The following is a 23,324-nucleotide window of genomic DNA, read 5'->3' as shown; positions in this document are numbered from 1 at the left end:
AACACCAACAGCGTTAATGCCAGGCGATCATGGGAAAACATCGCAAAGTGTTCCCGCCGCGACGACGGGTCACGTCACACGCCCGCAACCTGCGTAGACCGCCATTCGGCGGGATCACACTACGCCAACTGCACGAGGTCCAGATACTCCTCGGACCAGTGATCCTCGGTACCATCCGGAAGCAAAATCACCCGTTCCGGTTCCAGCGCCTCCACGGCGCCCGGGTCGTGGGTCACGAGGACCACGGCACCCTGGTAGCTGCGGAGCGCGTCGAGCACCTGCTCCCGGCTGGCGGGGTCGAGGTTGTTCGTGGGCTCGTCGAGGAGGAGGACGTTGGCCGCGCTGGACACCAGTCCCGCGAGGGCCAGCCGGGTCTTCTCGCCACCGGAGAGAGTGCCCGCCGGCTGGTCGAGCTGCTCCCCGGTGAACAGGAACGCGCCGAGCAGGCTCCGCAGCTGCTGCTCCGGCGTGTCGGGCGCCGCCGACCGGATGTTCGACCACACACTGGCCTCGTGGTCGAGGGTCTCGTGTTCCTGCGCGTAGTAACCCAGGCGCAGGCCGTGCCCGGCCACCACCGAGCCGGCATCGGCGGGCTCCATCCCCCCCAGCAACCTGAGCAGCGTCGTCTTGCCCGCGCCGTTCAGCCCCAGCACCACCACCCGGGAGCCGCGGTCGATCGCCAGGTCCACGCCGGTGAAGATCTCCAGGGAACCGTAGGACTTGCTCAGGTTCTCCGCGGTCAGCGGGGTGCGACCACAGGCCGCCGGCTTGGGGAAGACGATCCGGGCCACCTTGTCGGCGACCCGCTGCTCGTCGAGCCCGGCCAGCAGCTTCTCGGCGCGGCGGGCCATGTTCTGGGCGGCGACCGCCTTCGTCGCCTTAGCCCGCATCTTGTCGGCCTGCGCCATCAACGCGCCGGCCTTCTTCTCCGCGTTGGCGCGCTCCCGGCGGCGCCGCTTCTCGTCGGCGGCCCGCGCGTCCAGGTACCGACGCCACTCCATGTTGTAGACGTCGACCTCGCTCCGGGTGGCGTCCAGGAACCAGACCTTGTTGACCACGGCGGCCAGCAGGTCGACGTCGTGGCTGATGACCACCAGCCCACCGGAGTGCGCCTTGAGGAAGTCCCGCAGCCAGCCGATCGAGTCCGCGTCGAGGTGGTTGGTCGGTTCGTCGAGCAGCAGCGTCGTGGTGGACCGCCCGTTCACCCCGGCCTCGGAAGCGGCGAAGAGGATCCGGGCCAGCTCGACCCGGCGGCGCTGGCCGCCGGAGAGGGTGCGCAGCGGCTGGTCGAGCACCCGGTCCGCCAGTCCCAGGTTGGAACAGATCCGGGCCGCCTCGCTCTCCGCCGCGTACCCGCCGAGCGCGGAGAAGCGCTCCTCGAGCCGCCCGTACCGGCGGACGGCGGAGTCGCGTTGCGCGTCGTCCACCAGCTCCGCCATCGCGGTCTGCGCCTTGTCCATCTCCCTGAGCAGCTCGTCCAACCCCCTGGCCGACAGGACGCGGTCCTTGGCGGCCACGGAGAGGTCACCCTCCCGGGGGTCCTGCGGGAGGTAGCCCAGCTCCTCGGACCGCCGGACCTCGCCGGCGTAGGGCAACCCCTCGCCCGCCAGCACCCGCAGGGTGGTCGTCTTGCCAGCGCCGTTGCGTCCCACCAGCCCGATCCGGTCGCCCGGCTGCACCCGCAGGGTGGCGTCGGCCAGCAGGATCCGCGAACCAGCGCGCAGTTCAAGGTCTGTCGCAGAGATCAAGAAAAACTCCGATGCGAACGTGGTCGAGCGCACACACCAACCGTCATCACCATGACCGGGCCCGCTGCCCGCACCATGCCGACCACATGCCGAGTGTACGGGCCGACGGCAAGCCGATTTCGCTGCCCGCCGCCGCGGCGATCACCTGTCCCTGACCACGATCTCCACGTCCCGCGCGCGCCGCGCGGCCTCGTCGAGCACCGTGCGGCGGGGTTCGCCCACGTCGAGCACCCGGTCCTCGGCCAGCGCGAACACCCCGGCGAGCCGGCGGTCGGCCCGGAGGGCGTCGAGGGCCTGGCGGTCGCCGCCGAGCACGACGGCGGACAGGGCGGCCAGCCGGGGCACGAGCACCTCGGCGACGGTGTCGGCGGCCGCGTCGAGCGCCAGTCGCGCCTGCCCCTCCCGGCGGCGGGCGAACCGCTGCTGGGACCACCCGCCGGCCTTGTTGCGGCCGTGCACCTGCCGTCGTCCGGTCCGTGAGACGACCACGGCGCCGTTCTCGACGACGCCGACGCTGTGACCGCCCAGCCGGACCAGGACCAGGCCGATCGACCTCGGGGCGAGCGCGTGGTCCACGAGCGGCCCCACCTCGAGCCCCGGGTACCGGCCGTGCCCCGCGACCAGCGGTTGGAAAGGCACCAGCACCGTGGCGGTGGCCCCGTCCGCACCCACGACCCGCACCTCCCTGGCGGTGACCTCCGTTCCCGTCACCCCGCCGTGCCGCTCCGAGAACCGGAGGAACCAGCCCCCGAGGCGTTCCGGGGACACCTCGACCGCGCGGCCACCGCCGGCGACCTGGCGCACCCTGCTCATCCCCGGACCTCCGCCCCTCGCCGGGACCAGGACGGCGGTGGGCCGGCCGGCCAGCCCGGGTCCCCCCGTCCCGGGAGCGCGCGCGGCGACCTCCGGACTCGCCGGGGGACAGCGGGAGGCGCGGCGTTCGCCGCGTGCGGAGTGCGAGGGAACACGGCAGGGCGGATCACGCGACCGAGCCTAGGCCGGCGGGACGCCGCCGACGTGGCGGCGGGTGCGATGTCGGAGCCGATCCGCTCCGGGTGCGGCCGCCGCCGGCAGGGGCGCCACCGAGCGGCCGACCACCCGCGCCGGCGCTGGATCGGGACGTCCCCGCGTGCGCGTCCCACCGAGGGCGGGGCGGGTCACGCGGCTCCCGTCGATGCCCACCCGCCTCAGAGCACGAAGGTCTCGGTCCACAGCCTGCTGGAACGACCGGACAACGCGTCCATCAGCGCGGGCACCTGGCCATCGCCCAGCGCGGCGACGAAGTCGACCACGGCCCGCCCCCTGGCCAGGCCGCGCACGGCGTCGGGGCCCCTGGGTTCGTCACCGGTGGCCCCGACGAGCACCTCCGGTGAGGTCCTGCCCAGGTCCTCGTACTCAACCGTCGCCAGCTCGACCAGGTCATGCAGCCGGCGGGGAAGGCGGTCCGCCTCCAACCGGTCGCTGAGCCACTGGTCCAGCGCCTCCACGAGACGGGTCAGGAGCCGGGCCTGCCCCCGTTGGTGCATGGCCAGGTCGGGCCGCAGCAGCACGAAGCGCCGGTGGACGAACTTGAGGACCTGCACCTCGTGCCACTGCTCGGCGGCGAGCGTCACGTGTCCACGGCGGACCGCTGGTTCCTCGACGACCCGGACACCGTCGACCAACCGGGAGGACCACCGCGAGGAGAAGGCCGCCACCGCCTGCTCCGATTCGACCGATCCGTCGTAGGGCGCGGCGAGCAGGCCGTCCACGACCTCCTTCCGCACCCGGGAGACCGCCATCGCGAAGGCCTCGTCGTCGACGACCCAGGAGTCCTTGGCGTGCAACCTCCGCCGCAGTTCCTCGACGGAACGGCCGGGCTGGCGGCTGTGCCCGCCCAGGTCCGCCTCGCTCAGACCCGCCAGTTCCGTCGCCGAGGCCAGCCACCCGCCGAGCTCGGCGGCGACGGTGGCGTGCTGGAGCACCCCCAGCCGGTAGAAGTCGTCCAGGTCGTGGATGGCGTAGGCGATGTCGTCGGCGGTGTCCATCACGGACGCTTCGACGGTCTGCTGCCAGTCGTCGATCCGACCCAGGAACGGCGCGCGGGCTTGGAGGAGGTCGTCCAGCTCGCTCACGTACACGCAGAACTTGGCCGACCCGGTGCCGGGTGCGTCGGGTGGTTCGGCGGCCCCCCGGGGCGGGACCCGCATCGTCCGGGGGTGCGGTCGCGGGGAGGAGAGCCGGGTCCACGGGTACTTGAGCAGGGCTGCCCGGACCGCCGCGGTGAGGTCCAGGCCCGGGGTCAGCAACCCACCGGCGTCGGTGGTGGTGACGATGCGGAAGGTCTGGGCGTTGCCCTCGAACCCGTCGGGCAGGCCGAACCGGTGCCGGGCCAGCCGGTCCAGCACCTGTTCGCCCAGGTGACCGAACGGCGGGTGTCCCAGGTCGTGGGCGAGGGAAGCGGCCTCCACCACGTCCAGGTCCAGGCCGCCGAGCCGGTCGACGGCGGCGTGCTGGCGCGCGTCGGCGTGGATCCGTTCGGCGATGCCCCTGGCCACCTGGGCGACCTTCAGGCTGTGCGTCAGCCGGTTGTGCACCAGCAGGCCGCTGCCCGTGGAGCTGACGACCTGGGTGACCGCGCCGAGGCGGGCGAACGAGGGGGAGCTGGCGACCCGGTCCCGGTCGACCCGGAACGGGCTGCTGGCGAGTTCGGCGGCACCACGGGTGGCGTGCCCGCCGCGGCGGACCGCCCTGACTTCGGAGTGGCTCGTCACGCCCCCGACCGTAGTACCGGCGCGGTCCGCACCGGTGCCAACACCGCACACGCCCCCGCGCGCCACACCGCCTTCCCCCGGAGGCTCCTCACCGCCCAGGTCCACGGTGGGCTCACGGTGCGCACCCGCTGACCACTACCGGACAGCGGCCGGCGGTACCCGGTGGCACTGACGGGGCAGAGAATCGGCGCACTCCCCGGACCTCCGCACCGGGTACCGGGACCGTCCCCGCCCGTCATCGTCGACGAGGAGACCCCGATGATTCCGCACGCACGTCGTGTCGCGCCCACGATCGCCGTCCTCACCGCGGTGGCCGCCGGCGGGTTGACCCACTCGCCGCCGGCACCGGACGGCCCGGCGCTCACCCCGCTCCCGACGAGCGACCCCACCCTGGTCGTCGCCACCGACGGGGACGACGACGCGCCGGGAACCGTGGCCGCTCCGCTGGCGACGATCCACCGGGCCGTCGAACTCGCCGGACCGGGCGACGTCATCGCCGTCCGCGAGGGCGTGTACCGGCTGACGACGAACATCACCATCGACCGCGACGGCACCCCCGACGCCCCGATCACCCTGACCAGCTACCCGGGTGAGCACGCCGTCATCGACGGCGACGGGCTCCCCGCCTCGCACACCCCGATCGGGGGGAGCATCCCGCGACCGGAACGGGGCGCCATCCACCAGGAGGCATCCCACTGGCACATCACGGACCTGGAGATCATCCGGGGCCCCTACGGGATCTACTGCTCCGACTGCGATGACAACGTCTTCGCCAACCTGGTGACCAGGGACAACTACGAGAGCGGGTTCCAACTCCAGGGCGAGTCGAGCCGCAACCTCATCCTCGACCTGGACTCGTACGGCAACCACGACCCCAGGAAGAACGGGGAGAGCGCCGACGGGCTGGCCATCAAGGAGGGCCGGGGCGAGGGCAACGTGGTGCGAGGCGCCCGGCTCTGGAACAACGCCGACGACGGGTTCGACGCGTGGATGTTCGAATCGCCCATCACGATCGAGGACAGCGTGGCGTGGGGCAACGGGGAGAACCGGTGGGGGTTCCCTGACTTCGAGGGCGACGGCAACGGGTTCAAGCTCGGAGGCGGATCCCCCGCCCCGGCCGTGGGCCACCAGGTGCGGAACAGCATCGCCTTCGACAACGCCGTCGACGGTTTCGAGGACAACGGCAACCCCGGGGCGCACCGGGTGGAGCGCTCGACCGCCTACCGCAACGGCGGCAACGGGTTCGACCTCCGCCGGTCACCAGCGGTGCTGATCGGCAACCTCGCGGTCGGCAACGCCAGCTCGGTGTCGCGGGGAACACCGTCGGGGACGGGCAACTCGTGGAGCGGCGGGCAGGACTGGACGGCGGCGGACCTGCTCAGCGTGGACCCGGCGATCCTCACCGGCCCCCGGTCTCCGGACGGCTCAGTACCCAGCTCCGACTTCCTCGTGCCCGCCGACGGTTCGCCGATCGGCGCCCGGTTCTGAACCGGAGCGGGGAAGGACGACCGCCACGTCGCGACGGCCCCCACCAGGGCCGACCCCGGTTCCAGTGGAACGGCGGTGTTCCCAGGACTGGCCTCTGGTGGGACGCTCCCGCCACCTCCTGATCTGCGAACCCGCGTCGAACCTGGTGGAATCACACGCATGTCCCGGCAGTTCGACGTGACGATCGTGGGGTCCGGGCCGGCGGGAACGGCGTTGGCCGCCGCCTGCGCGGACGAAGGGTTCGCCACCGCACTCGTAGCCCCGTTCCCCCGGCGTCCCTGGCGTCCCACCTACGCCTGTTTCGCCGACGAACTCCCGGCGGATGTCCGCCGGCGCGCCGTGCGTTCCCGGTCGCCCCGCGTGCGGGTGGCCGCCGCCACCCAGCGGTGGTGGACCGACCGGGAGTACTGCGTCCTGGACAACGCGGCGCTCGCCGGGGAGCTGCGGCGGGACTCCGTCACCCTGGTGCGGGGACGCGCCGTCGGCGCCGAGCACGGTCCTGGCGGGTCACGGCTCCGGCTCGCCGGTGGCGAACGACTGCGCACCACGGTCCTGGTGGACGCGACCGGCAGCTCGTCCCGGGAACGAGGCGAGGTGCCGGCGCAGACCGCGTTCGGGCTCGTCCTCCCCGAGGAGGAGGCCCGACGCCTGGTGGCTCCCGACGAGGCCGTGATGATGGACTGGCGGCCGCCGGTGCCGGGTTCCGCGACGGCGACGTTCTGCTATTGCGTTCCGTTGGGCGACGGCAGGGTGCTCGTCGAGGAGACCTCACTCGTGCGCCGCCCCGGACTGCCGATCGTGACGCTGCGGGAGCTGCTGCACGCCCGGCTGCGCCGGCACGGCGTGCGGGTGTCCGCCGCGCAGGCCAGCGAACGGGTGTGGATCGACATGAGCGCGCCCCGCCCCGCCCCCCGGCGGGTGCTGCGGTTCGGCTCCGCCGCTGGCATGTTGCACCCGGCCAGCGGTTACGGCGTCGCGGCGGCCCTCGCCTCCGCCGCGCCCACCGCCCGCGCGTTGGCCCGGCACTGGGCCCCCGGCCCCCGAGCGGCGGTCGCGGGGGCGCACGGTGTGCTCTGGCCACCCGCGGCGCGGATGGTCCACGCCCTGCGGACGCGGGGACGCGAGGCGCTGCTGGGGCTGTCCCCCCGGCAGACCAGCAGGTTCTTCGAAGCGTTCTTCGGGCTGCCGGCGGAGCTGCGCACCGCCTACCTGTCCTCCCGGCACGACCTGGTGGGCACCATGTCGGCGATGCTGGCCCTGTTCGGGCCGGCGACTCCCGACCTGCGGGCCAGGCTGGTGCTGGGCACCATGCTCGCCAGGCCCTGAGCCCCGGCCAGGCACGGGACGACCGGAGGTCCGGCGCACGCCCGCCCCCAGGGCGGTCACGGAACGCTCGTCGCCCCTCACACGTTGGTGGTGGCGAGGCGCACCCCTCCGCTGCAGGACGTCGACGCCACGGCCGCCCCCGGGCACGTTCTCCGCCGACCGTGGTCCCCACGCCCGGCCGCTCCTGACGTCACCCGTCTCCTCCAGCGGCGGGGACGCGGACGCGACCGCGCCGAGGCTGACCACTGGGGAGACTCCGTGACGAGACCGAGACACGCCGGAACCGCAGCGGAACCGGAGGGGAGCGGCGGGGCCCGAGGCCCCTGGCGCACGCTCCTCTCCCACGCGAGGCCGCACCGGGCCACCCTGATCGGGGCTGGTCTGCTGAGCCTGGTCAGCAGCGCGGCCGGGCTGGCGCAACCGCTCGCGGCCCAGTCGCTGGTCGCGGCGTTGGGAACGGGCGAGGAGATCGGCGACATCCTGCTGCTGCTCACCTGCCTGTTGGTGGCGGGAGCGATCGTCGGGGCCGTCGGCGAGTACGTGCTGGGGAGGACGGCCGAGTCGGTGGTGCTCTCCGCGCGGGGACGTGTCGTCGACCGGCTCCTGCGACTGCGGGTCTCCGCCTACGAGCGGACCGCGCCGGGTGATCTGATGTCCCGGGTCACCTCGGACACGGTCCTCCTGCGCGAGGTCACCACCCGGTCCCTGGTCGACGGCCTGACCGGCTCGCTCACCCTCGTCGCGGTGATCGTGCTGATGGCCGTCCTCGACCTCGTGCTGCTCGGGGTGACCCTGCTGGTGTTCGTGTTCGTCGGTCTCGTGCAGTGGGTGGTGCTGCCCCGGATCAAGCAGGCGATGACGCGGTCCCAGGAGTCCGTGGGACGGATGGGCGCCGAGTTGGAGCGGGTGCTGGGCGCGTTCCGCACCGTCAAGGCCTCAGGGGCGGAACACCGGGAACTCGCCTCGATCCAGCGGGCGGCGCGCACGGCATGGCGGGAGGGGGTGACGGCCGCGTTGTGGCAGGCCATCGCGGGCACCGCCTCGGGGCTGTCCGTGCAGGTCGCCTTCCTGGCGGTGCTGGGCATGGGCGGGATGCGGGTCGCCTCCGGCGCCAGCGACGTCGCCACCCTGGTGGCGTTCCTGCTCTACCTCTTCTACCTGATGGGGCCGATCTCCCTGCTGCTCAACGCGGCGGCCCAGGCACAGGTGGGACTGGCCGCGGTCGGCAGGATCAACGAGGTCGAGGCCATGCCGGTGGAGGAGAGCCCCGCCGGCGCCCCGGCACGCACCTCGGAACCCGCCACCGTCCGGCTGGAGGACGTGGTCTTCCGCTACCCCGACGCCCCGGATCCCGTGCACCGCGGCGTGAGCTTCACCGTCCCCGCTCGGGGCCTCACGGCACTCGTCGGCCCGTCGGGGGCGGGCAAGTCAACGGTCTTCGCGCTGTTGGAGCGCTTCCACGAGGCGGAGTCGGGACGCGTCATGGTCGACGACCGCGACGTCAGGGACTGGCCGCTGAGCGACCTTCGCGCCAGCATCGGCTACGTCGAGCAGGACACGCCGGTCCTGGCCGGCACCCTCCGCCAGAACCTGATGTTGGGAGCACCGGACGCGGACGACGCGGCGGTGGCCGACGCGGTCGCCAAGTCCCGGTTGGACGCGCTGGTCAACCGACTGCCGGACGGGCTGGACACGGTGGTCGGGCATCGGGGCACCACGCTCTCCGGCGGGGAACGGCAGCGGGTCGCGATCGCTCGGGCGCTGCTCCGAGGTCCTCGGCTGCTCCTCCTCGACGAGGCCACCTCCCAGCTGGACGCGGCCAACGAGCTCGCCCTCCGGGAGACCATCGACGAGATCGTCCGGACGACGACCGTCATCGTGGTCGCGCACCGGCTCTCCACGGTGGTCTCGGCCGACCGCATCGTCGTCCTCGACGCCGGGCGGGTGGCGGCCGTGGGCACCCACGAGGAGTTGGTGGCCCAGAACGGCCTCTACGCCGATCTCGCCGCCGCCCAGTTCGCGACGGCCGACCGCTGAGGGACCACGAACGCGGCACGGCCGGCCGCCCGATGGGCGCGCCGGCCGTGCCGAGGGTCGCGGATCAGACGGTGAAGCCGAGCGCCCGCAGCTGCTCGCGGCCGTCGTCGGTGATCTTCTCCGGCCCCCACGGCGGCATCCACACCCAGTTGATCCGGATGTCGCTCACCAGACCGCCACCAGGCCCGCTGGTCAGGGCGGCCCTGGCCTGGTCCTCGATGACGTCGGTGAGCGGGCAGGCCGCCGAGGTCAGCGTCATGTCGAGGGTGGCGACGTTGTCCTCCCCCACCTGCACGCCGTAGAGCAGGCCGAGGTCGACGACGTTGATGCCGAGCTCCGGGTCGACCACGTCGCGCATGGCCTCCTCGAGGTCCTCGACCGAGGGAAGGTCGGCGCGGGGGGCTGGCGGCTCGGGCAGCGAGGCCGCGCTCCGGTCCTCGGTGGACGCGCCCCCCACCGCCTGCTCAGCCTGGGCGTCGCTCATCGTGTCTCCTCCTTGCCGGTCGAACGGGACACCGCGTCCTTGAAGGCCATCCACCCGAGCAGGGCGCACTTGACCCGCGCCGGGTACTTGGCCACCCCGGCGAACGCGATGCCGTCCCCCAGTACGTCCTCATCAGGTTCCACCTGCCCACGTCCCTGCATCAACTCGACGAACGCGGCGTGCACGTCGAAGGCGTCCCGGACGGTGCGGCCGATGACCAGATCGGTGAGCACGGAGGTCGCCGCCTGGCTGATCGAGCAGCCCTGCCCGTCGTAGGACACGTCGACGACCGTCGCCGACGGATCCGTCCCGGCCGCGCCGTCGAGGTTGACCCGCAGGCTGACCTCGTCACCGCACACCGGGTTGATCTGGTGGGACTCCGCGTCGAAGGGCTCACGCAGACCTCGGCCGTGGGGGTTCTTGTAGTGGTCCAGGATGATCTCCTGGTACATCTGGTCCAACTGCATCCCGAGCTCCCCTAGGCCGTCCCGAAGAAGCGCTGTGCCTCCCGGACGCCCTCCACCAGCGTCGTCACGTCGTCAAGGTCGTTGTAGAGATAGAACGTGGCCCGCACCGTCGCGGGAACGGCCATCCTACGGTGCAACGGCCAGGCGCAGTGGTGTCCGACGCGCACGGCCACCCCCAAGCTGTCGAGCACCTGCCCCGCGTCGTGCGGGTGCACCCCGTCGACGGTGAACGACACCGCGCCGCCCCGGTCGACCATGCTGGTGGGACCCACGATGCTGACACCGGGGACCTCGGAGAGCGCGGACAGCGCTGCCTCGGTGAGCAGGTGCTCGTGGGCGGCGATCCGTTCCATCCCGACCACCGAGAGGTAGTCGACCGCGGCACCGAGACCCACCGCCTGGGAGGTCATCGGCACGCCGGCCTCGAACCGTTGCGGTGGCGGCGCGAAGGTGGACCCTTCCATCCGCACCATCTCGATCATGGATCCCCCGGTGACGAACGGGGGCAGGGACTCCAGCAGCTCGCTCCGGCCGTAGAGGACGCCGACCCCGGAGGGGCCCAGCATCTTGTGCCCGGAGAACACCGCGAAGTCGACGCCGAGCCCGGCGAGGTCGACCGGCAGGTGCGGAACGGACTGGCAGGCGTCGACCACGGTCAACGCACCCACCTGGCGGGCCCGGTCGACGAGCGCGGCCACGGGGTTGACGGTGCCCAGGACGTTCGACTGGTGCGTGAACGCCACCACCCTGGTGCGCTCGGTGACGAGTTCGTCGAGGTCACCGAGGTCGAGCCGGCCCTCGTCCGTCACCCCGAACCAGCGGAGGGTGGCGCCGGTGCGCTGGCACAGCTGCTGCCAGGGCACCAGGTTGGCGTGGTGTTCCATCTCGGTGACGACGATCTCGTCACCGGGCCCCACCCGGAACCGCTCCGCCTCGGGGCCGCCGGTGGCGGCGTTGCTCATCGCGTACGCCACCAGGTTCAGCCCCTCGGTGGCGTTCTTGGTGAACACCACCTCCTCGGGCCGGGCGCCGACGAACCGGGCCACGCGGGCGCGGGCGCTCTCGTAGGCGTCGGTGGCCTCCTCGGCGAGCTGGTGCGCTCCCCGGTGCACCGCCGCGTTGGAGGTCTCCAGGAAGGCGCGCTCGGCGTCGAGCACCTGGGTCGGGCGCTGCGCGGTGGCGCCCGAGTCCAGGTACACGAGCCGCTTGCCGTCCCGCACCGTGCGGGCGAGGATCGGGAAGTCGGCCTTGATTGTCACGATGTCCAGCGGCGTCGCCGTCGATGTCATCGCCCGCCGCCTCCTTCCACTGCTCGCATGATCCTCGCCTCGCGCCGCTGTTCCCGCCGGCTCAGACCGCCGCCGACTCCTTGGCACCGGTGAAGCGCACGTAGCCCTCTTCCTCCAGCTGGGTCGCCAGCTCGGCACCGCCCGACTCGACGACCCGGCCGCCCGCGAAGACGTGCACGAAGTCCGGGGTGATGTGCTTGAGGATGCGGGTGTAGTGCGTGATCAGCAGCACTCCCTTGTCCTTGTTCGCGGTGTAGCGGTTGACGCCCTCGGACACCACCCGCAGCGCGTCCACGTCGAGACCGGAGTCGGTCTCGTCGAGCACGGCGAACTTCGGCTTGAGCAGGTCCAGCTGGAGGATCTCGTGCCGCTTCTTCTCACCGCCGGAGAAGTTCTCGTTCACGCTGCGCTCGGCGAACGACGGGTCGATGTCGAGGTCGGCCATCGCCTGCTTGACCTCCTTGACCCAGTGCCGCACCTGCGGGGCCTCGCCCCGCGCGGCGGTCGCGGCGGTCCGCAGGAAGTTCGACATCGAGACGCCGGGGACCTCGACCGGGTACTGCATGGCGAGGAAGAGCCCGGCGCGGGCCCGCTCGTCGACCTCGAGCTCCAGCAGTTCCTCACCGTCGAGCAGCACCGAACCGGAGGTGACCTCGTACTTGGGGTGGCCGGCGATCGCGTAGGCGAGGGTCGACTTGCCCGATCCGTTCGGACCCATGATCGCGTGCGTCTCGCCGGAGTTCACCGTCAGGTTGACGCCCCGGAGGATCTCCTTGGCGGCGTCGTCGGTCCTGACCGAGACGTGCAGGTCCTTGATTTCGAGGGTGGCCATGGTGTGTTCGTTCTCCTGGTGTTGACGGGTGGCTTGGGGGTGGGGGCCGGCGGGAGACGGCGCGGCGGGTACTAGTCGGGACTTCCGACCGGCTCGGTGGCGACGTGGACGTGTCCGTCCCGGACCTCCACGGCGTACACCGGGACCGGCTCGCTGGCCGGCGGGCCGGAGGGTTCCCCGGTCCGCAGGTCGAAGCAGGCTCCGTGCAACCAGCACTCAAGGCCGTCACCGGTGACCTCGCCCTGGGACAGGGGCACCTCGGCGTGGCTGCACCGGTCCAGCAACGCGTGCACGTCGTCGCCCCGCCTGACCAGTACCACGGGTGTGCCCGCCACGGACACCGCGACGGGACGTCCCTCGTCGAGGTCCGCCAGCGGGCACACCGGCGTGTGGGTCACGCGCCGACCGCCGCCAGTTCGGCGTCGATCGCGGCCTCGAGGCGTTCCCTGACCTCGGGGACCGTGATCTTCTGCAGGATCTCGCCGAAGAACCCTCGGACGACCAGCCGGCGGGCGACGTCCTCGGGGATGCCCCTGGCCTGGAGGTAGAAGAGCTGCTCGTCGTCGAACCGGCCGGTGGCGCTGGCGTGCCCCGCCCCCTCGATCTCCCCGGTCTCGATCTCCAGGTTGGGCACGGAGTCGGCGCGGGCGCCGTCGGTGAGGATGAGGTTCCGGTTCAGTTCGAACGTCTCGGTGCCCTCGGCCGCCGCCTGGATCAGCACGTCACCGATCCAGACGGTGTGGGCGCCCTCACCCTGGAGCGCGCCCTTGTAGAGGACGTTGCTCCGGCAGTTCGGGACCGAGTGGTCCACCAGCAGGCGGTGTTCCAGGTGCTGCCCCGCGTCGGCGAAGTACAGGCCGAGCAGTTCGGCGTCGCCTCCCCGCTCGCGGTAGTTCACCGTGGAGGACACCCGGACCAGGTCCCCGCCGAGGGTGACGGAGAGGTGCCGCAGGGTCGCGTCCCGGCCGACAGCCGAGTGCTGGGCGCCGACGTGGACGGCGTCGTCGTCCCAGTCGTGCACGGTGACCACGGAGAGCCGGGCCGACTCCCCGACGACGAACTCGACGTTGTCGGCGACGGTGCCCGCGCCCCGGTAGTCCAGCACCACCACGGCGTCGGCGAACCGCTCCGCCCGGACCTGGACGTGGCCGTAGGCGGTGGTGCCCTGGCCGGGACCGGTGACCGTGACGTGGACGGGCCCCTCGGGCCTGGTGTCGGCGGCCACGGTGACCACGGTGGCCTCGGTGAAGGAGGACCAGGCCTGCGCGGCGACCCGGTCGGCGGGCACGCCCGCCGCTCCCAGCCGCTCGTCCTCCCGGCCGACGGTCTCCACCGTCACGCCCTCCACGCCGCTGTCCACGGCGACGGCGAACGAGCCGGTGGCGGTGGCCGAGCCGTCGTGCAGCCCGCGCAGTCGCTTCAGCGGCGTGAACCGCCAGTCCTCCTCGCGGCCCCCGGGGACCTCGAACGCGTCGACCTCGTAGGAGGTGAAGCGCTCGCCCCGCGAGGACTGCGGGATCACCGGTCCTCCGTGCGAGTGGTCGGTCAGCCCGTGCTGGGCCGGGGTGGTGTCCAGTGGTGCAGCCATCTCAGCCGACGGCCCCTTCCATCTGCAGCTCGATCAGTCGGTTCAGTTCGAGGGCGTACTCCATGGGCAGCTCGCGGGCGATCGGCTCCACGAAGCCGCGCACGATCATCGCCATGGCCTCGTCCTCGGTCAGCCCACGCGACATCAGGTAGAACAACTGGTCGTCGCTGACCTTGGACACGGTCGCCTCGTGCCCCATGACGACGTCGTCCTCACGCACGTCGACGTAGGGGTAGGTGTCGGACCGGCTGATGGTGTCCACGAGCAGCGCGTCGCACTTCACGGTGGACTTGGAGTGGTGGGCGCGCTTGGCGACCTTCACCAGACCCCGGTAGGAGGTCCGCCCGCCGCCCCGGGCCACCGACTTGGAGACGATGGTGGACGAGGTGTGCGGCGCGAGGTGCTCCATCTTCGCGCCGGCGTCCTGGTGCTGGCCCTCACCGGCGAAGGCGATGGACAGCACCTCGCCCTTGGCGTGCTCCCCCATCAGGAAGACCGACGGGTACTTCATGGTCACCTTGGAGCCGATGTTGCCGTCGACCCACTCCATGGTCGCGCCCTCTTCGGCCTTGGCGCGCTTGGTGACCAGGTTGTAGACGTTGTTCGACCAGTTCTGGATGGTCGTGTACCGGCAGCGGGCGCCCTTCTTCACGATGATCTCGACGACCGCCGAGTGCAGCGAGTCGGACTTGTAGATCGGCGCGGTGCAGCCCTCGACGTAGTGGACGTAGGCGTCCTCGTCGACGATGATCAACGTCCGCTCGAACTGGCCCATGTTCTCCGTGTTGATCCGGAAGTAGGCCTGGAGCGGGATGTCGACCTGGACGCCCTTGGGCACGTAGATGAAGGAGCCGCCGGACCACACGGAGGTGTTCAGCGCGGAGAACTTGTTGTCGCCCGCCGGGATGACGGAGCCGAAGTACTCGCGGAACAGCTCGGGGTGCTCCCGCAGGCCGGTGTCGGTGTCCAGGAAGAGGACGCCCTGGGCCTCCAGGTCCTCCCGGATCTTGTGGTAGACGACCTCGGACTCGTACTGCGCGGCGACACCCGCGACCAGCCGCTGCTTCTCCGCCTCGGGGATGCCCAGCTTGTCGTAGGTGTTCTTGATGTCCTCGGGCAGGTCCTCCCAGCTGGTGGCCTGCTGCTCGGTGGAGCGCACGAAGTACTTGATGGTGTCGAAGTCGATGCCGGAGAGGTCGGCTCCCCAGTTCGGCATCGGCTTGCGCTCGAAGAGCCGCAGCGCTTTCAGCCGGGTCTCCAGCATCCAGTCCGGCTCGTTCTTCTTGGCGGAGATGTCCCGAACGACGTCCTCGTTCAGGCCACGCCGCGCGCTGGCACCCGCCACGTCGGAGTCGGCCCAGCCGTACTCGTAGTTGCCCAGAGTCGCCAGGGTCTCCTCCTGGCTCAGCGGCTCCGTCTGCGTGGTGGGTGTGCGCTGCTCGGCAGCGGCAGTCATACGGATTCCCCTCCGTCCCGGATCGGGGCTGTCATGCCCGGACGCGCCGAACGCGCCGGATCACTGTTCGGGTTCCGCGCCTCGCCCGGACGGGCGAGCTCGCGGTCATTGTCGATCGTCGTTCCGGTCGCCCGGGGTGGGGTTGACCGGCACGTGGGTCGTGCAGGCCGCGTCACCCCTGGCGATCGTGGCGAGGCGCTGCACGTGGGTTCCGAGCAGGTCGGCGAACACCGCGGTCTCCGCCTCGCACAGCTGCGGGAACTCCGCGGCGACGTGCGCCACGGGGCAGTGGTGCTGGCAGAGCTGCTCCCCTGTCCCGACCCGGCGGGTCGAGGAAGAGTAGCCCTCCCTGCTCAGCGCCGCGGCCAGCGCCTCCGCCCTCGCCGCGACGTCCGGTTCGGCGACAACCGCGTCCCGGTGCCGTTCGACGAGCGCCGCGACACGGCGCTCCGCGAACAGCCGGACCGCCCGTTCCCCGCCCTGTTCGGCGAGGAAGCGCAGCGCGGCGACCGCCAGGTCGTCGTAGGCGTGCCCGAACTGCGCCCGTCCCCGCTCGGTGAGCTGGAACAGCCGGGCCGGGCGGCCACGACGGCGTGAGCCGGCGGGCCTGGGCGCCTCCCGGCTGGAGGCGTGGCCCTCGGCGAGCAGCGCGTCGAGGTGTCGTCGCACCGCGACCGCGCTGACGCCGAGCTGCTCGGCGATCGCCGCGGCGGTGCGCGGCCCCTGCTCCAGCAGGACCCGCGCCACCGACTGGCGGGCCCGACCGTCGATGGGTTGCGGCGCCTCGGAGGCGAGCTGGTCGCCCTCCGCGTCACCGCACCCCTCGGTGGCCTGTCCCGCCAATTTCACAACACACAGGTTACGTATTTCCCCCGGACACGCAAAACCTCACGGCGATCACGTGATCCACATCACGCCCACGGCTGGTCGCCCTCCGCGGTCCCCGGCGGGGCGGAACACCGTCTCGGCTGGTCAACCGGGCAAAATACCCGATCGGGGCCGTACCGGCACCGGGGCCCGGGCCCGGCAGATACTCTTCCGTCTCGTGGCGGCGGGCGAGACGGTCGGGGGCCAGCCGACCGAAGACGAAGATCACACCAGGCCGGATCGGCACCCGGACCGGGGTGGTGCGGGCGCCCGCACCACCACCCCCACCGCGACCCGCGCCGAGCCGCTGACGGACCCGGAGCCCCTGAACGACGCCGAACGACGCCAACTCGACGTCGTCCGGCGCTTCGGCACCGTCGGAGCACTGCTGATGGGTGTCGGGGCGCTCGGCGCCGGGGCCGCCCCGGTGATCAACCCGCTCCCCGGCGTCCGTGTGCTCGGCCTGATGACCCGGATGCCCACCGTCGCGTTGGCCTGCACCTTCACCGGGATGTTGATGGTGGTGCTCGCCTGGCTGTGGCTGGGCAGACTGGCCGCCCCACGCCGGCGGAGGCTGATCTCCCGTTCCCAGATGGACCGCACCATGGTGATGTGGGCGCTGCCCTTCGTCGTGGCCCCACCGATGTTCAGCCGGGACGTCTACAGCTACCTCGCGCAGAGCGAGATCGCCGTGCGGGGCATGAACCCCTACGAACTGGGACCGGCCGACGCCCTCGGGGTGGACGACCCGCTGACCCGGGGCGTCACCAACATCTGGCGCGAGACCCCGGCCCCCTACCAGCCGCTCTTCCTCATCCTGTCCCGCGGCATCACGATGATCGTGGGCGGCGACAACGTCATCCCCGGGATCCTGCTGCACCGGGTGCTCGCCCTCGCGGGGTTCGCCATGATCGTCTGGGCGCTGCCCCGCCTCGCGCGGCGGTGCGGCGTCCAGCCCACCTATGCGCTGTGGCTGGGGGCCGCCAACCCGCTCGTCCTGTTCCACCTGGTCAGCGGCATCCACAACGAGGCGCTCGCGATCGGTCTGATGCTCGCCGGGTTCGAACTCGCGCTGGCCCGGTCCGCCCTGCTCGGCACCGTCATCGTGGCCACCGCCGCGATGGTCAAGCTCCCCGCCGCGCTCGCGCTCGGGTTCCTCGGCGCCGCGCTGGCCCGCCGGGCCGGTGGCCGGATCAGCGACCTGCTGCGCACCGCGGCCTGGATGCTGGCGGTGTTCGCGACCGTGGTGGTGGCCGCGTCGCTGGGCAGCGGCCTGGGCTTCGGCTGGATCGAGGCGCTGAGCACCCCCGGGATGGTCCGCAGCTGGCTCTCCCCGGTCACCGCGGTGAGCCAGACCAGTGCCGGCCTCGGCATCCTGCTCGGACTCGGCAACCACACCGACGCCATCCTGGCCCTGGCCAGGGCGCTCGGGTACGCCGCCGCCGCCGGTGTCTGCGGCCGCCTGCTGTGGGTGTCCTTCCGGGGCAGGATGGAACCGATGGTCGGGCTCGGCGCCGGGCTGGGCGCGGTCATGCTGCTCGGCCCCGTCCTCCACCCGTGGTACCTGCTGTGGGCCGCTCTCCCGCTGGCCGCGTCCAGCACCCGGCTGCGGTTCCGGCTCTCCGCGACCTGGCTGTCGGCCCTGGTGGCCTGCGCGGTGTTCCCGCCGGGATCGGCGTTCGACCACCGCCTGTACGTGCCGCAGTTCGCCATCCTGGCCGCACTGGTCACCCTCATCCTGCCGCTGCTGCTGGTGCGCGGCCGCATCCCGAAGGCTGAGCGGCTGTTCCACCCGGCGCCGCCCGGCCGATGACCCTGCGGTTAGGCTCAACCGTCGTGAGCCCCACCGCCGACGAACCCGCTGTCCAGGTCCGGGGCCTGGTGAAGCGTTACCGGACGACGGTAGCGGTGAACGGGCTCGACCTCACTCTTCCCCGGGGTCAGGTGCTCGCGCTGCTCGGCCCCAACGGCGCGGGCAAGACGACCACCGTCGAGATCTGCGAGGGTTTCCTCCGCCCGGACGGCGGATCGGTGCGCGTCCTGGGGCTCGACCCGGTCGCCGACGCCCCCCGCCTGCGCCCGAGGGTCGGCATCATGCCGCAGGGCGGTGGCGCCTACCCGGGCGTCGGGGCGGAGGAGATGCTGCGGCTGGTCGCCGCCTGCGCCGCCGCCCCGCTGGACGTCGACTGGCTGTTGCGGGTGCTCGGGCTCGAGGGCGCCCGCCGAACCCGCTACAAGCGGCTCTCGGGTGGCCAGAAGCAGCGCCTTTCCCTGGCCTGCGCCCTCGTCGGACGCCCGGAACTGGTGTTCCTCGACGAGCCAACGGCCGGGATGGACCCGCAGAGCAGGCTGCTCGTGTGGGAACTCGTCGCGGCCCTGCGGGCGGACGGCGTCAGCGTGCTGCTGACGACCCACCTGATGGACGAGGCCGAGGAGCTGGCGGACCAGGTCGTGATCGTCGACCACGGCGCCGTGGTCGCGCGGGGCAGCCCGTCCGAGCTGACCGCGACCGACGACCAGCAGCTGCGGTTCCGCACCCGCCCCGGTCTGGACACCGACGTGCTGGCCGGCGCGCTGCCCGCCGGGTGCGTGGTCAGCGAACCCCGACCCGGCACCTACGTGGTGCGCGGGACGATCACACCCCAGGTGGCCTCCACCGTGACGGCGTGGTGCGCGCGCCACGAGGCCTACGCCCAGGACATGCGGGTGGCGACCAGGAGCCTGGAAGACGTCTTCCTCGAACTGACCGGACGGGAGCTCCGCTCGTGACCGACGTGCTCTCGCCGGAGTCCCGTTTCGCGCCGGGCACGTTCACCCCGTCACCCGGGCGCGGGCGCGTGTCGCGGATGCTGTTCACCCAGGCCAGGACCGAGCTGCTGCTCAACCTGCGCCACGCCGAGCAGCTCCTGCTCACGATGATCATCCCGATGGCGCTGCTCATCGGCCTGAGCACCCTCCCGCTGCTGCCCATCGACGAGCCGAGGGTGGACTCGGTGGCCCCCCGCGTGTTCGCGCTCGCGGTGATCTCCACCGCCTTCACCGGGCAGGCCATCATGCTCGGGTTCGACCGCCGCTACGGCGTGCTCAAACGCCTGGCGGCGACCGCGCTGCCCCGGTGGTCGCTGGTGGCCGCCCGGGTGCTCGCCAACCTGGCGATCGTCGCGGTCCAGCTGCTGCTGCTCGGCGTGGTGGCCGCCTTCCTGGGGTGGACGCCCTCCCTGGCTGGAGTCGCGGGCGGCGTGTGCCTGCTCCTGCTCGGGGTGGCCGCGTTCGGCGCGCTTGGCGTGCTGGTCGGCGGGGCGCTGCGGGCCGAGGCGGTGCTGGCGATCGCCAACGCGGTGTGGTTCGTGCTGCTCCTCGCGGGAGGAGTGGTCCTCCCGGTGGACAGCCTTCCCGACGGGTTGGCCGCCGTGGTGCGCCTGCTCCCGTCGTCGGCGCTGGCCGAGGGGATGGAGTCGGTGCTGCGCGAGGGTGCCTTCCCCGGGTGGGCGCCGTTGGTGGTGCTGCTCGGTTGGGCGACAGTGGCGGGCGTCTCGGCAGTGCGTACCACCCGACTGACCTGAGCGGGGCCCGGCCTAGCATTGCGGCGTGTCGCTTCCCGCCTTTCTCGTCCGTTTCCTGGACCGCTTCTCCTCGCCGAGTCCCCGGCTGATGCGCGCGTTCGCGATCGCCGCCGTGGTGACCCACGCGGGGATCGCGGTCACCGGTTCGGTGGTGAGGGTCACCGGGTCGGGGCTGGGCTGCCCCACCTGGCCGAACTGCTTCCCCGGAAGTCTCGTCCCCGTCGCGCACCCCGAGTACGACACCCTCAACCAGTGGATCGAGTTCGGCAACCGGTTGCTGACCGGCGTGGTGGGCTTCGTCTCGCTGGCCTGCCTGTTCCTGGCTCTGATCACCCGCCCTCGGCGGCGTCGACTGGTGCTGCTCGCGCTGGCGATGCCGCTCGGCACCCTGGCGCAGGGGATCATGGGCGGCATCACGGTGCTGATGGAGCTGCGGTGGTGGACGGTCGCCCTGCACTTCCTCGGATCCTCGTTGCTGGTCTGGCTGGCGGTGCTCCTGGTGCGGGCGAGCACCGAGGGCGACCAGGAGGAACGTCCGCTCGTGCCCGGCGCGGTGCGCGGACTGGTGCTCACGATGAACATCGTCCTGGCGGGGCTGCTGGTCACCGGCACGCTCGTCACGGCGGCCGGACCGCACTCGGGGGACATCGACACGCCTCGCCTGGAGCTGCCGGTCGCCAACCTGGCGCAGGTCCACGCCGAGTTCCTGTTCCTCTTCCTGGGCATGCTCATCGCCCTCGGGTTCACGATGCGGGCGGTCTCGGCGCCGGCGCGGATGTGGCGCGGGTTCTGGTGGGTGGTGGGCGTCGTACTCGCCCAGGGGACGGTCGGGATGGTCCAGTACTGGACGGGCGTTCCCGAGGTGCTGGTGGCGCTGCACGTGCTGGGTGCCGGCGCGACGGTGGTGGTCGTCGCGTGGTTCTGGACCACCCTGCGTGACCGGGGCCGCGCGCCGGTCCCCTTCTCCACCCGAGGGCGGGCCTCGGACGGCTCGGCCGCCGCTCCCCGGGAGCCGGTCGGCGCGGGAAGCTCCGACTGAGCACGGGGCGGCGGGCGCGGTCAGCGTCGGCGGGGGCGGTCCCGCGACCACTGTTCCCACAGCTCGGGGAGCTGGTCGGCGAGCCACTCGTAGAACTGGTTGACCGTTCGGAGCCGGGCGGCGCGTTCCGAGTCGCCGGACAGCAGCCGCAGTCCCGCCGCCGTGAGGTCCCGCGCGCCGCGCACGCGGTCGAAGCGGCCCTGCACGAAGTCCGGCCACCGGCTCTCCTCCACCCGGTAGAGGGCGGCCTCCTTGCCCCGCCGGGTCGTCTTGCTCACGACGCCGGCCCGGACCAACAGCCGGATGTTGGTGCTGACCGAACCGCTGCTCGCGTCGAGGGCGGCGGAGAGCTCGGCGGCCGTCCGCTCGGGCGGGTCGCAGATGAGGAGGTACCCCAGGATGCGGCCGGCGATCAGGGGCATCCCCTCCTCGACGTAGAATGCTGCGACCTGCTCGATCCAGTTGGCGCTCGGTGTCGAGTAGCTACCTCTGTCGGTCATGGCATCAGCCTCTGCCGGTTGGTTTCACTGACCACTGAAAGTACGGTAGCTGCTGACTCTCGATCGATCAATCAGGCGGGCCGATCACCGCACCGGTCCGCCACGGGCCGCACTCACGGGAGCCGACGATGACAGAGCGCTGGAGCACTCCGGACGAGGTCCGGAGCGCGCGGGAACGGATGGAAGCGGCCATTCCCGGCTGGACGGCGCCAGCCGCGTTCGGCGTGGGCGTGTCGATCTGGGACGACGTCGACTTCCCGGTGGTGAACGTCGGTACCCACCAGCTGGCCGCGGTGGTGCTGGCCACCGTCTGCGGGCACGTCTCCGGCAGCGGGAGCTACCCCCTGGAGCTGGCGGACCTCGACCAGGCGATCGAGCTGCTCACCCCCGCCGAGGCGTGCGAGGAGTTCGACCACCCGAACCTGATCTCCTGGCGGCGCATCAGGACGTTACTGGTGGCCGACCCGAGGACCCGGGCCGTCGCGGCGTTCTGCGGCGACCTCGACGAACCCATCAGCGATCCCAGTCTGCTGCGGCTGCGGGCCGCGATGCCCTGAGCCGACCGCGGTGGGGGCACCCGCGCCCCGCCCGGTGGAGCGACGCCAGTGGTGGCTGGTGCCGGGTCCCGCCACGGCCGCCGGCCTCGGTCCTCACCGGACCCGGTTGCGCACGGCGGAGGCGAAGCGGGCGACGGCGGCGGGATCGGCCGCGCCGAACCCCAGGGTGGGTTCGGTGACCTCCAGCTCCAACAACACCGGGTCACCCCCGTCTCCCCCGACGAGGTCGACCCGGGCGTAGAGCAGGTCCGATCTGGACATGCCCAGGAGGTCGGCTGCCAGGTCGACGCAGTCCTCGGCGACCCGTCGCCACCTGCCCGTCGGCGCTGCCGGCGTCAGCCCCTGTTCGTCCACCGACAGCCCGGCGTCCCTGGCGGCGGGCCCGGTGAGCAGGGCGGGTTTGGCGAAGGCGTGCGAGTACTGGCCACCGAGGAACACCAACGCGTACTCGCCCCGGCGGTCCACCTCGTGCTGGTAGGGCTGCACGACGGCGGTCGCGCCGCTGGCGTGCAGTTCGGCGAGCCAGGCCTGTGCCGCCGAGCGCTCCTCGGGACCGAACCGTCCGGCGCCCCGGGCGCCGGCCCCCACCGAGGGCTTGACGACGACCTCCCCGCCCGGCCAGTCCGCTGGCTCCCCGGGTGCCACCAGCTGGGTGGGTACCACCGGGAGCCCGGCGTGCGACAACTCCACCAGGTAGCGCTTGTCGGTGTTCCACCGCACCGCCCGGACGGGGTTGAGCAGGGTGGGAACCGAGGAGCACCATTCCAGGAACTCGGCCCGCCGCCAGGTGTAGTCCCAGGGCGACCGGAGCACGACCACCTCGTCGTCGGTCGCCTCGAAGCCCCAGGCCGCCCAGCGGGCCGAGACACCGACCTCACCCAGGGCCGTCACCAGCTCGGCGTCGTCAGCGTCCCCTCCGGGAAGCTCGGCGCAGGTCACCAGCACCACCCGGCCGCCGGAGGAGGAACCGGGCCGCCTCACCGGCCGCGAGCGCGGGGACCGGCCATCCGGCGCCGGTGCTCCGGCCCGATCGCCAGCGCCGCCACGGTGGGCTGGTCCCAGTCGCTGATCTCGACACCGGGAACCGAGGCGCACAGCCGCCGGGCGGTCTCGTCGTCGCGCACCACGAGGTCACCGAGCGCCCCGTCCCCGCCCACCAGGCAGATCCGCGCACCGGGGCGGCCGAGCGGGCTGATGACGGCCCGTGCCGCTCCGTCGTGCCGGCGGACGAAACGGCGCAACGCCTTCTGGTCGGCGCCCCGCACGGGAGGGTGCGTGGTGTCCTCACTCATGCCCCCACCCTAGGAGTTCGCGGCGGGCGGGAAAACCC

Annotated in this window: 22 protein-coding genes; 8 read left to right on the top strand and 14 right to left on the bottom strand. The window is 72.3% G+C overall.

Translation table 11 applies throughout. The features are described 5' to 3' along the window. Positions 1-119: 119 nt before the first annotated feature. The 3 genes from G443_RS01400 to G443_RS01390 all read right to left on the bottom strand — a co-directional run bounded on the left by G443_RS01400 (position 120) and on the right by G443_RS01390 (position 4,501). Positions 120-1,748 (bottom strand): ABC-F family ATP-binding cassette domain-containing protein, encoded by a 1,629-nt coding sequence (locus G443_RS01400; protein ID WP_026418821.1) that lies wholly within the window; start codon positions 1,746-1,748, stop codon positions 120-122. Between the two features lie 141 nt (positions 1,749-1,889). Continuing rightward, a complete protein-coding gene (locus G443_RS01395; protein ID WP_026418820.1) occupies positions 1,890-2,561 on the bottom strand; it encodes an acVLRF1 family peptidyl-tRNA hydrolase in 672 nt (223 codons plus the stop codon). A gap of 374 nt (positions 2,562-2,935) precedes the next feature. Next, a complete protein-coding gene (locus G443_RS01390; RefSeq protein ID WP_026418819.1) occupies positions 2,936-4,501 on the bottom strand; it encodes a deoxyguanosinetriphosphate triphosphohydrolase family protein in 1,566 nt (521 codons plus the stop codon). A 258-nt stretch (positions 4,502-4,759) separates the two neighbouring features. Here G443_RS01390 and G443_RS01385 point away from each other — a divergent pair, with 258 nt between their 5' ends. From G443_RS01385 to G443_RS01375, 3 genes are all read left to right on the top strand, one after another. Then, positions 4,760-5,989: a right-handed parallel beta-helix repeat-containing protein gene (locus G443_RS01385; RefSeq protein ID WP_026418818.1), complete on the top strand. Its 1,230-nt coding sequence runs from the start codon at positions 4,760-4,762 to the stop codon at positions 5,987-5,989. Positions 5,990-6,148: 159 nt separating this feature from the next. Beyond that, positions 6,149-7,315, top strand: coding sequence for a lycopene cyclase family protein (locus tag G443_RS01380; protein ID WP_035292041.1), 1,167 nt, complete (start codon positions 6,149-6,151; stop codon positions 7,313-7,315). A gap of 258 nt (positions 7,316-7,573) precedes the next feature. After that, positions 7,574-9,352 carry an ABC transporter ATP-binding protein gene (locus G443_RS01375; RefSeq protein WP_030226796.1) on the top strand — a complete coding sequence of 593 codons (1,779 nt, stop codon included), beginning with the start codon at positions 7,574-7,576 and terminating at the stop codon, positions 9,350-9,352. Positions 9,353-9,416: 64 nt separating this feature from the next. Here G443_RS01375 and G443_RS01370 read toward each other — a convergent pair whose 3' ends face one another. The 8 genes from G443_RS01370 to G443_RS01335 form a co-directional block, all read right to left on the bottom strand. Further along, positions 9,417-9,836, bottom strand: a complete 420-nt coding sequence (locus G443_RS01370) for a metal-sulfur cluster assembly factor (protein ID WP_026418816.1) — start codon at positions 9,834-9,836, stop codon at positions 9,417-9,419. Then, positions 9,833-10,303: a Fe-S cluster assembly sulfur transfer protein SufU gene (gene sufU / locus G443_RS01365; RefSeq protein ID WP_026418815.1), complete on the bottom strand. Its 471-nt coding sequence runs from the start codon at positions 10,301-10,303 to the stop codon at positions 9,833-9,835. The genes G443_RS01370 and sufU overlap by 4 nt, the downstream gene beginning before the upstream one ends. An 11-nt stretch (positions 10,304-10,314) precedes the next feature. Then, positions 10,315-11,592 carry a cysteine desulfurase gene (locus G443_RS01360; RefSeq protein WP_026418814.1) on the bottom strand — a complete coding sequence of 426 codons (1,278 nt, stop codon included), beginning with the start codon at positions 11,590-11,592 and terminating at the stop codon, positions 10,315-10,317. Positions 11,593-11,653: 61 nt separating this feature from the next. Then, complete coding sequence (gene sufC / locus G443_RS01355) at positions 11,654-12,424, bottom strand: Fe-S cluster assembly ATPase SufC (RefSeq protein ID WP_026418813.1); 771 nt, start codon at positions 12,422-12,424, stop codon at positions 11,654-11,656. A 71-nt stretch (positions 12,425-12,495) separates the two neighbouring features. Next, complete coding sequence (locus G443_RS01350; protein WP_026418812.1) at positions 12,496-12,822, bottom strand: Rieske (2Fe-2S) protein; 327 nt, start codon at positions 12,820-12,822, stop codon at positions 12,496-12,498. Next, positions 12,819-14,012 (bottom strand): Fe-S cluster assembly protein SufD, encoded by a 1,194-nt coding sequence (gene sufD / locus G443_RS01345; protein ID WP_026418811.1) that lies wholly within the window; start codon positions 14,010-14,012, stop codon positions 12,819-12,821. The genes G443_RS01350 and sufD overlap by 4 nt, the downstream gene beginning before the upstream one ends. Before the next feature lies 1 nt (position 14,013). Then, a complete protein-coding gene (gene sufB / locus G443_RS01340) occupies positions 14,014-15,468 on the bottom strand; it encodes a Fe-S cluster assembly protein SufB (RefSeq protein ID WP_026418810.1) in 1,455 nt (484 codons plus the stop codon). Positions 15,469-15,573: 105 nt separating this feature from the next. Next, positions 15,574-16,311 carry a helix-turn-helix transcriptional regulator gene (locus G443_RS01335; protein WP_026418809.1) on the bottom strand — a complete coding sequence of 246 codons (738 nt, stop codon included), beginning with the start codon at positions 16,309-16,311 and terminating at the stop codon, positions 15,574-15,576. Between the two features lie 202 nt (positions 16,312-16,513). On the opposite strand from G443_RS01335, the gene mptB reads away from it, so the two are divergent. From mptB to G443_RS01315, 4 genes are read left to right on the top strand one after another with little or no spacing between them, the layout of a single operon-like run. After that, on the top strand, positions 16,514-18,148 hold the full coding sequence (mptB, locus tag G443_RS01330; RefSeq protein WP_026418808.1) for a polyprenol phosphomannose-dependent alpha 1,6 mannosyltransferase MptB: 1,635 nt from the start codon (positions 16,514-16,516) through the stop codon (positions 18,146-18,148). A 23-nt stretch (positions 18,149-18,171) separates the two neighbouring features. Beyond that, entirely contained in the window at positions 18,172-19,104 is a 933-nt protein-coding gene (locus G443_RS01325; protein ID WP_026418807.1) for an ABC transporter ATP-binding protein, read from the top strand. Next, positions 19,101-19,898, top strand: a complete 798-nt coding sequence (locus tag G443_RS01320) for an ABC transporter permease (RefSeq protein WP_026418806.1) — start codon at positions 19,101-19,103, stop codon at positions 19,896-19,898. Before G443_RS01325 ends, G443_RS01320 begins: the two co-directional genes overlap by 4 nt. 25 nt (positions 19,899-19,923) lie before the next feature. After that, positions 19,924-20,937, top strand: coding sequence for a COX15/CtaA family protein (locus G443_RS01315; RefSeq protein WP_026418805.1), 1,014 nt, complete (start codon positions 19,924-19,926; stop codon positions 20,935-20,937). A 20-nt stretch (positions 20,938-20,957) separates the two neighbouring features. Here G443_RS01315 and G443_RS01310 read toward each other — a convergent pair whose 3' ends face one another. Then, positions 20,958-21,437, bottom strand: a complete 480-nt coding sequence (locus G443_RS01310; protein ID WP_026418804.1) for a GbsR/MarR family transcriptional regulator — start codon at positions 21,435-21,437, stop codon at positions 20,958-20,960. A 128-nt stretch (positions 21,438-21,565) separates the two neighbouring features. Here G443_RS01310 and G443_RS01305 point away from each other — a divergent pair, with 128 nt between their 5' ends. Beyond that, positions 21,566-21,994 carry a hypothetical protein gene (locus tag G443_RS01305; protein ID WP_026418803.1) on the top strand — a complete coding sequence of 143 codons (429 nt, stop codon included), beginning with the start codon at positions 21,566-21,568 and terminating at the stop codon, positions 21,992-21,994. Positions 21,995-22,087: 93 nt separating this feature from the next. On the opposite strand, the gene G443_RS01300 is transcribed toward G443_RS01305, so the two are convergent. Next, entirely contained in the window at positions 22,088-22,933 is an 846-nt protein-coding gene (locus tag G443_RS01300) for an ATP-grasp domain-containing protein (RefSeq protein ID WP_245588787.1), read from the bottom strand. Positions 22,934-22,971: 38 nt separating this feature from the next. Continuing rightward, positions 22,972-23,286 (bottom strand): hypothetical protein, encoded by a 315-nt coding sequence (locus G443_RS01295; RefSeq protein ID WP_026418801.1) that lies wholly within the window; start codon positions 23,284-23,286, stop codon positions 22,972-22,974. Between the last annotated feature and the right edge of the window lie 38 nt (positions 23,287-23,324).

Origin of the sequence: Actinoalloteichus caeruleus DSM 43889 (assembly GCF_000429185.2) — a bacterium.
In the GTDB taxonomy this organism is placed as follows: Bacteria; Actinomycetota; Actinomycetes; order Mycobacteriales; family Pseudonocardiaceae; genus Actinoalloteichus_B; species Actinoalloteichus_B caeruleus.
This window is presented reverse-complemented; position numbering and strand designations above follow the sequence as displayed.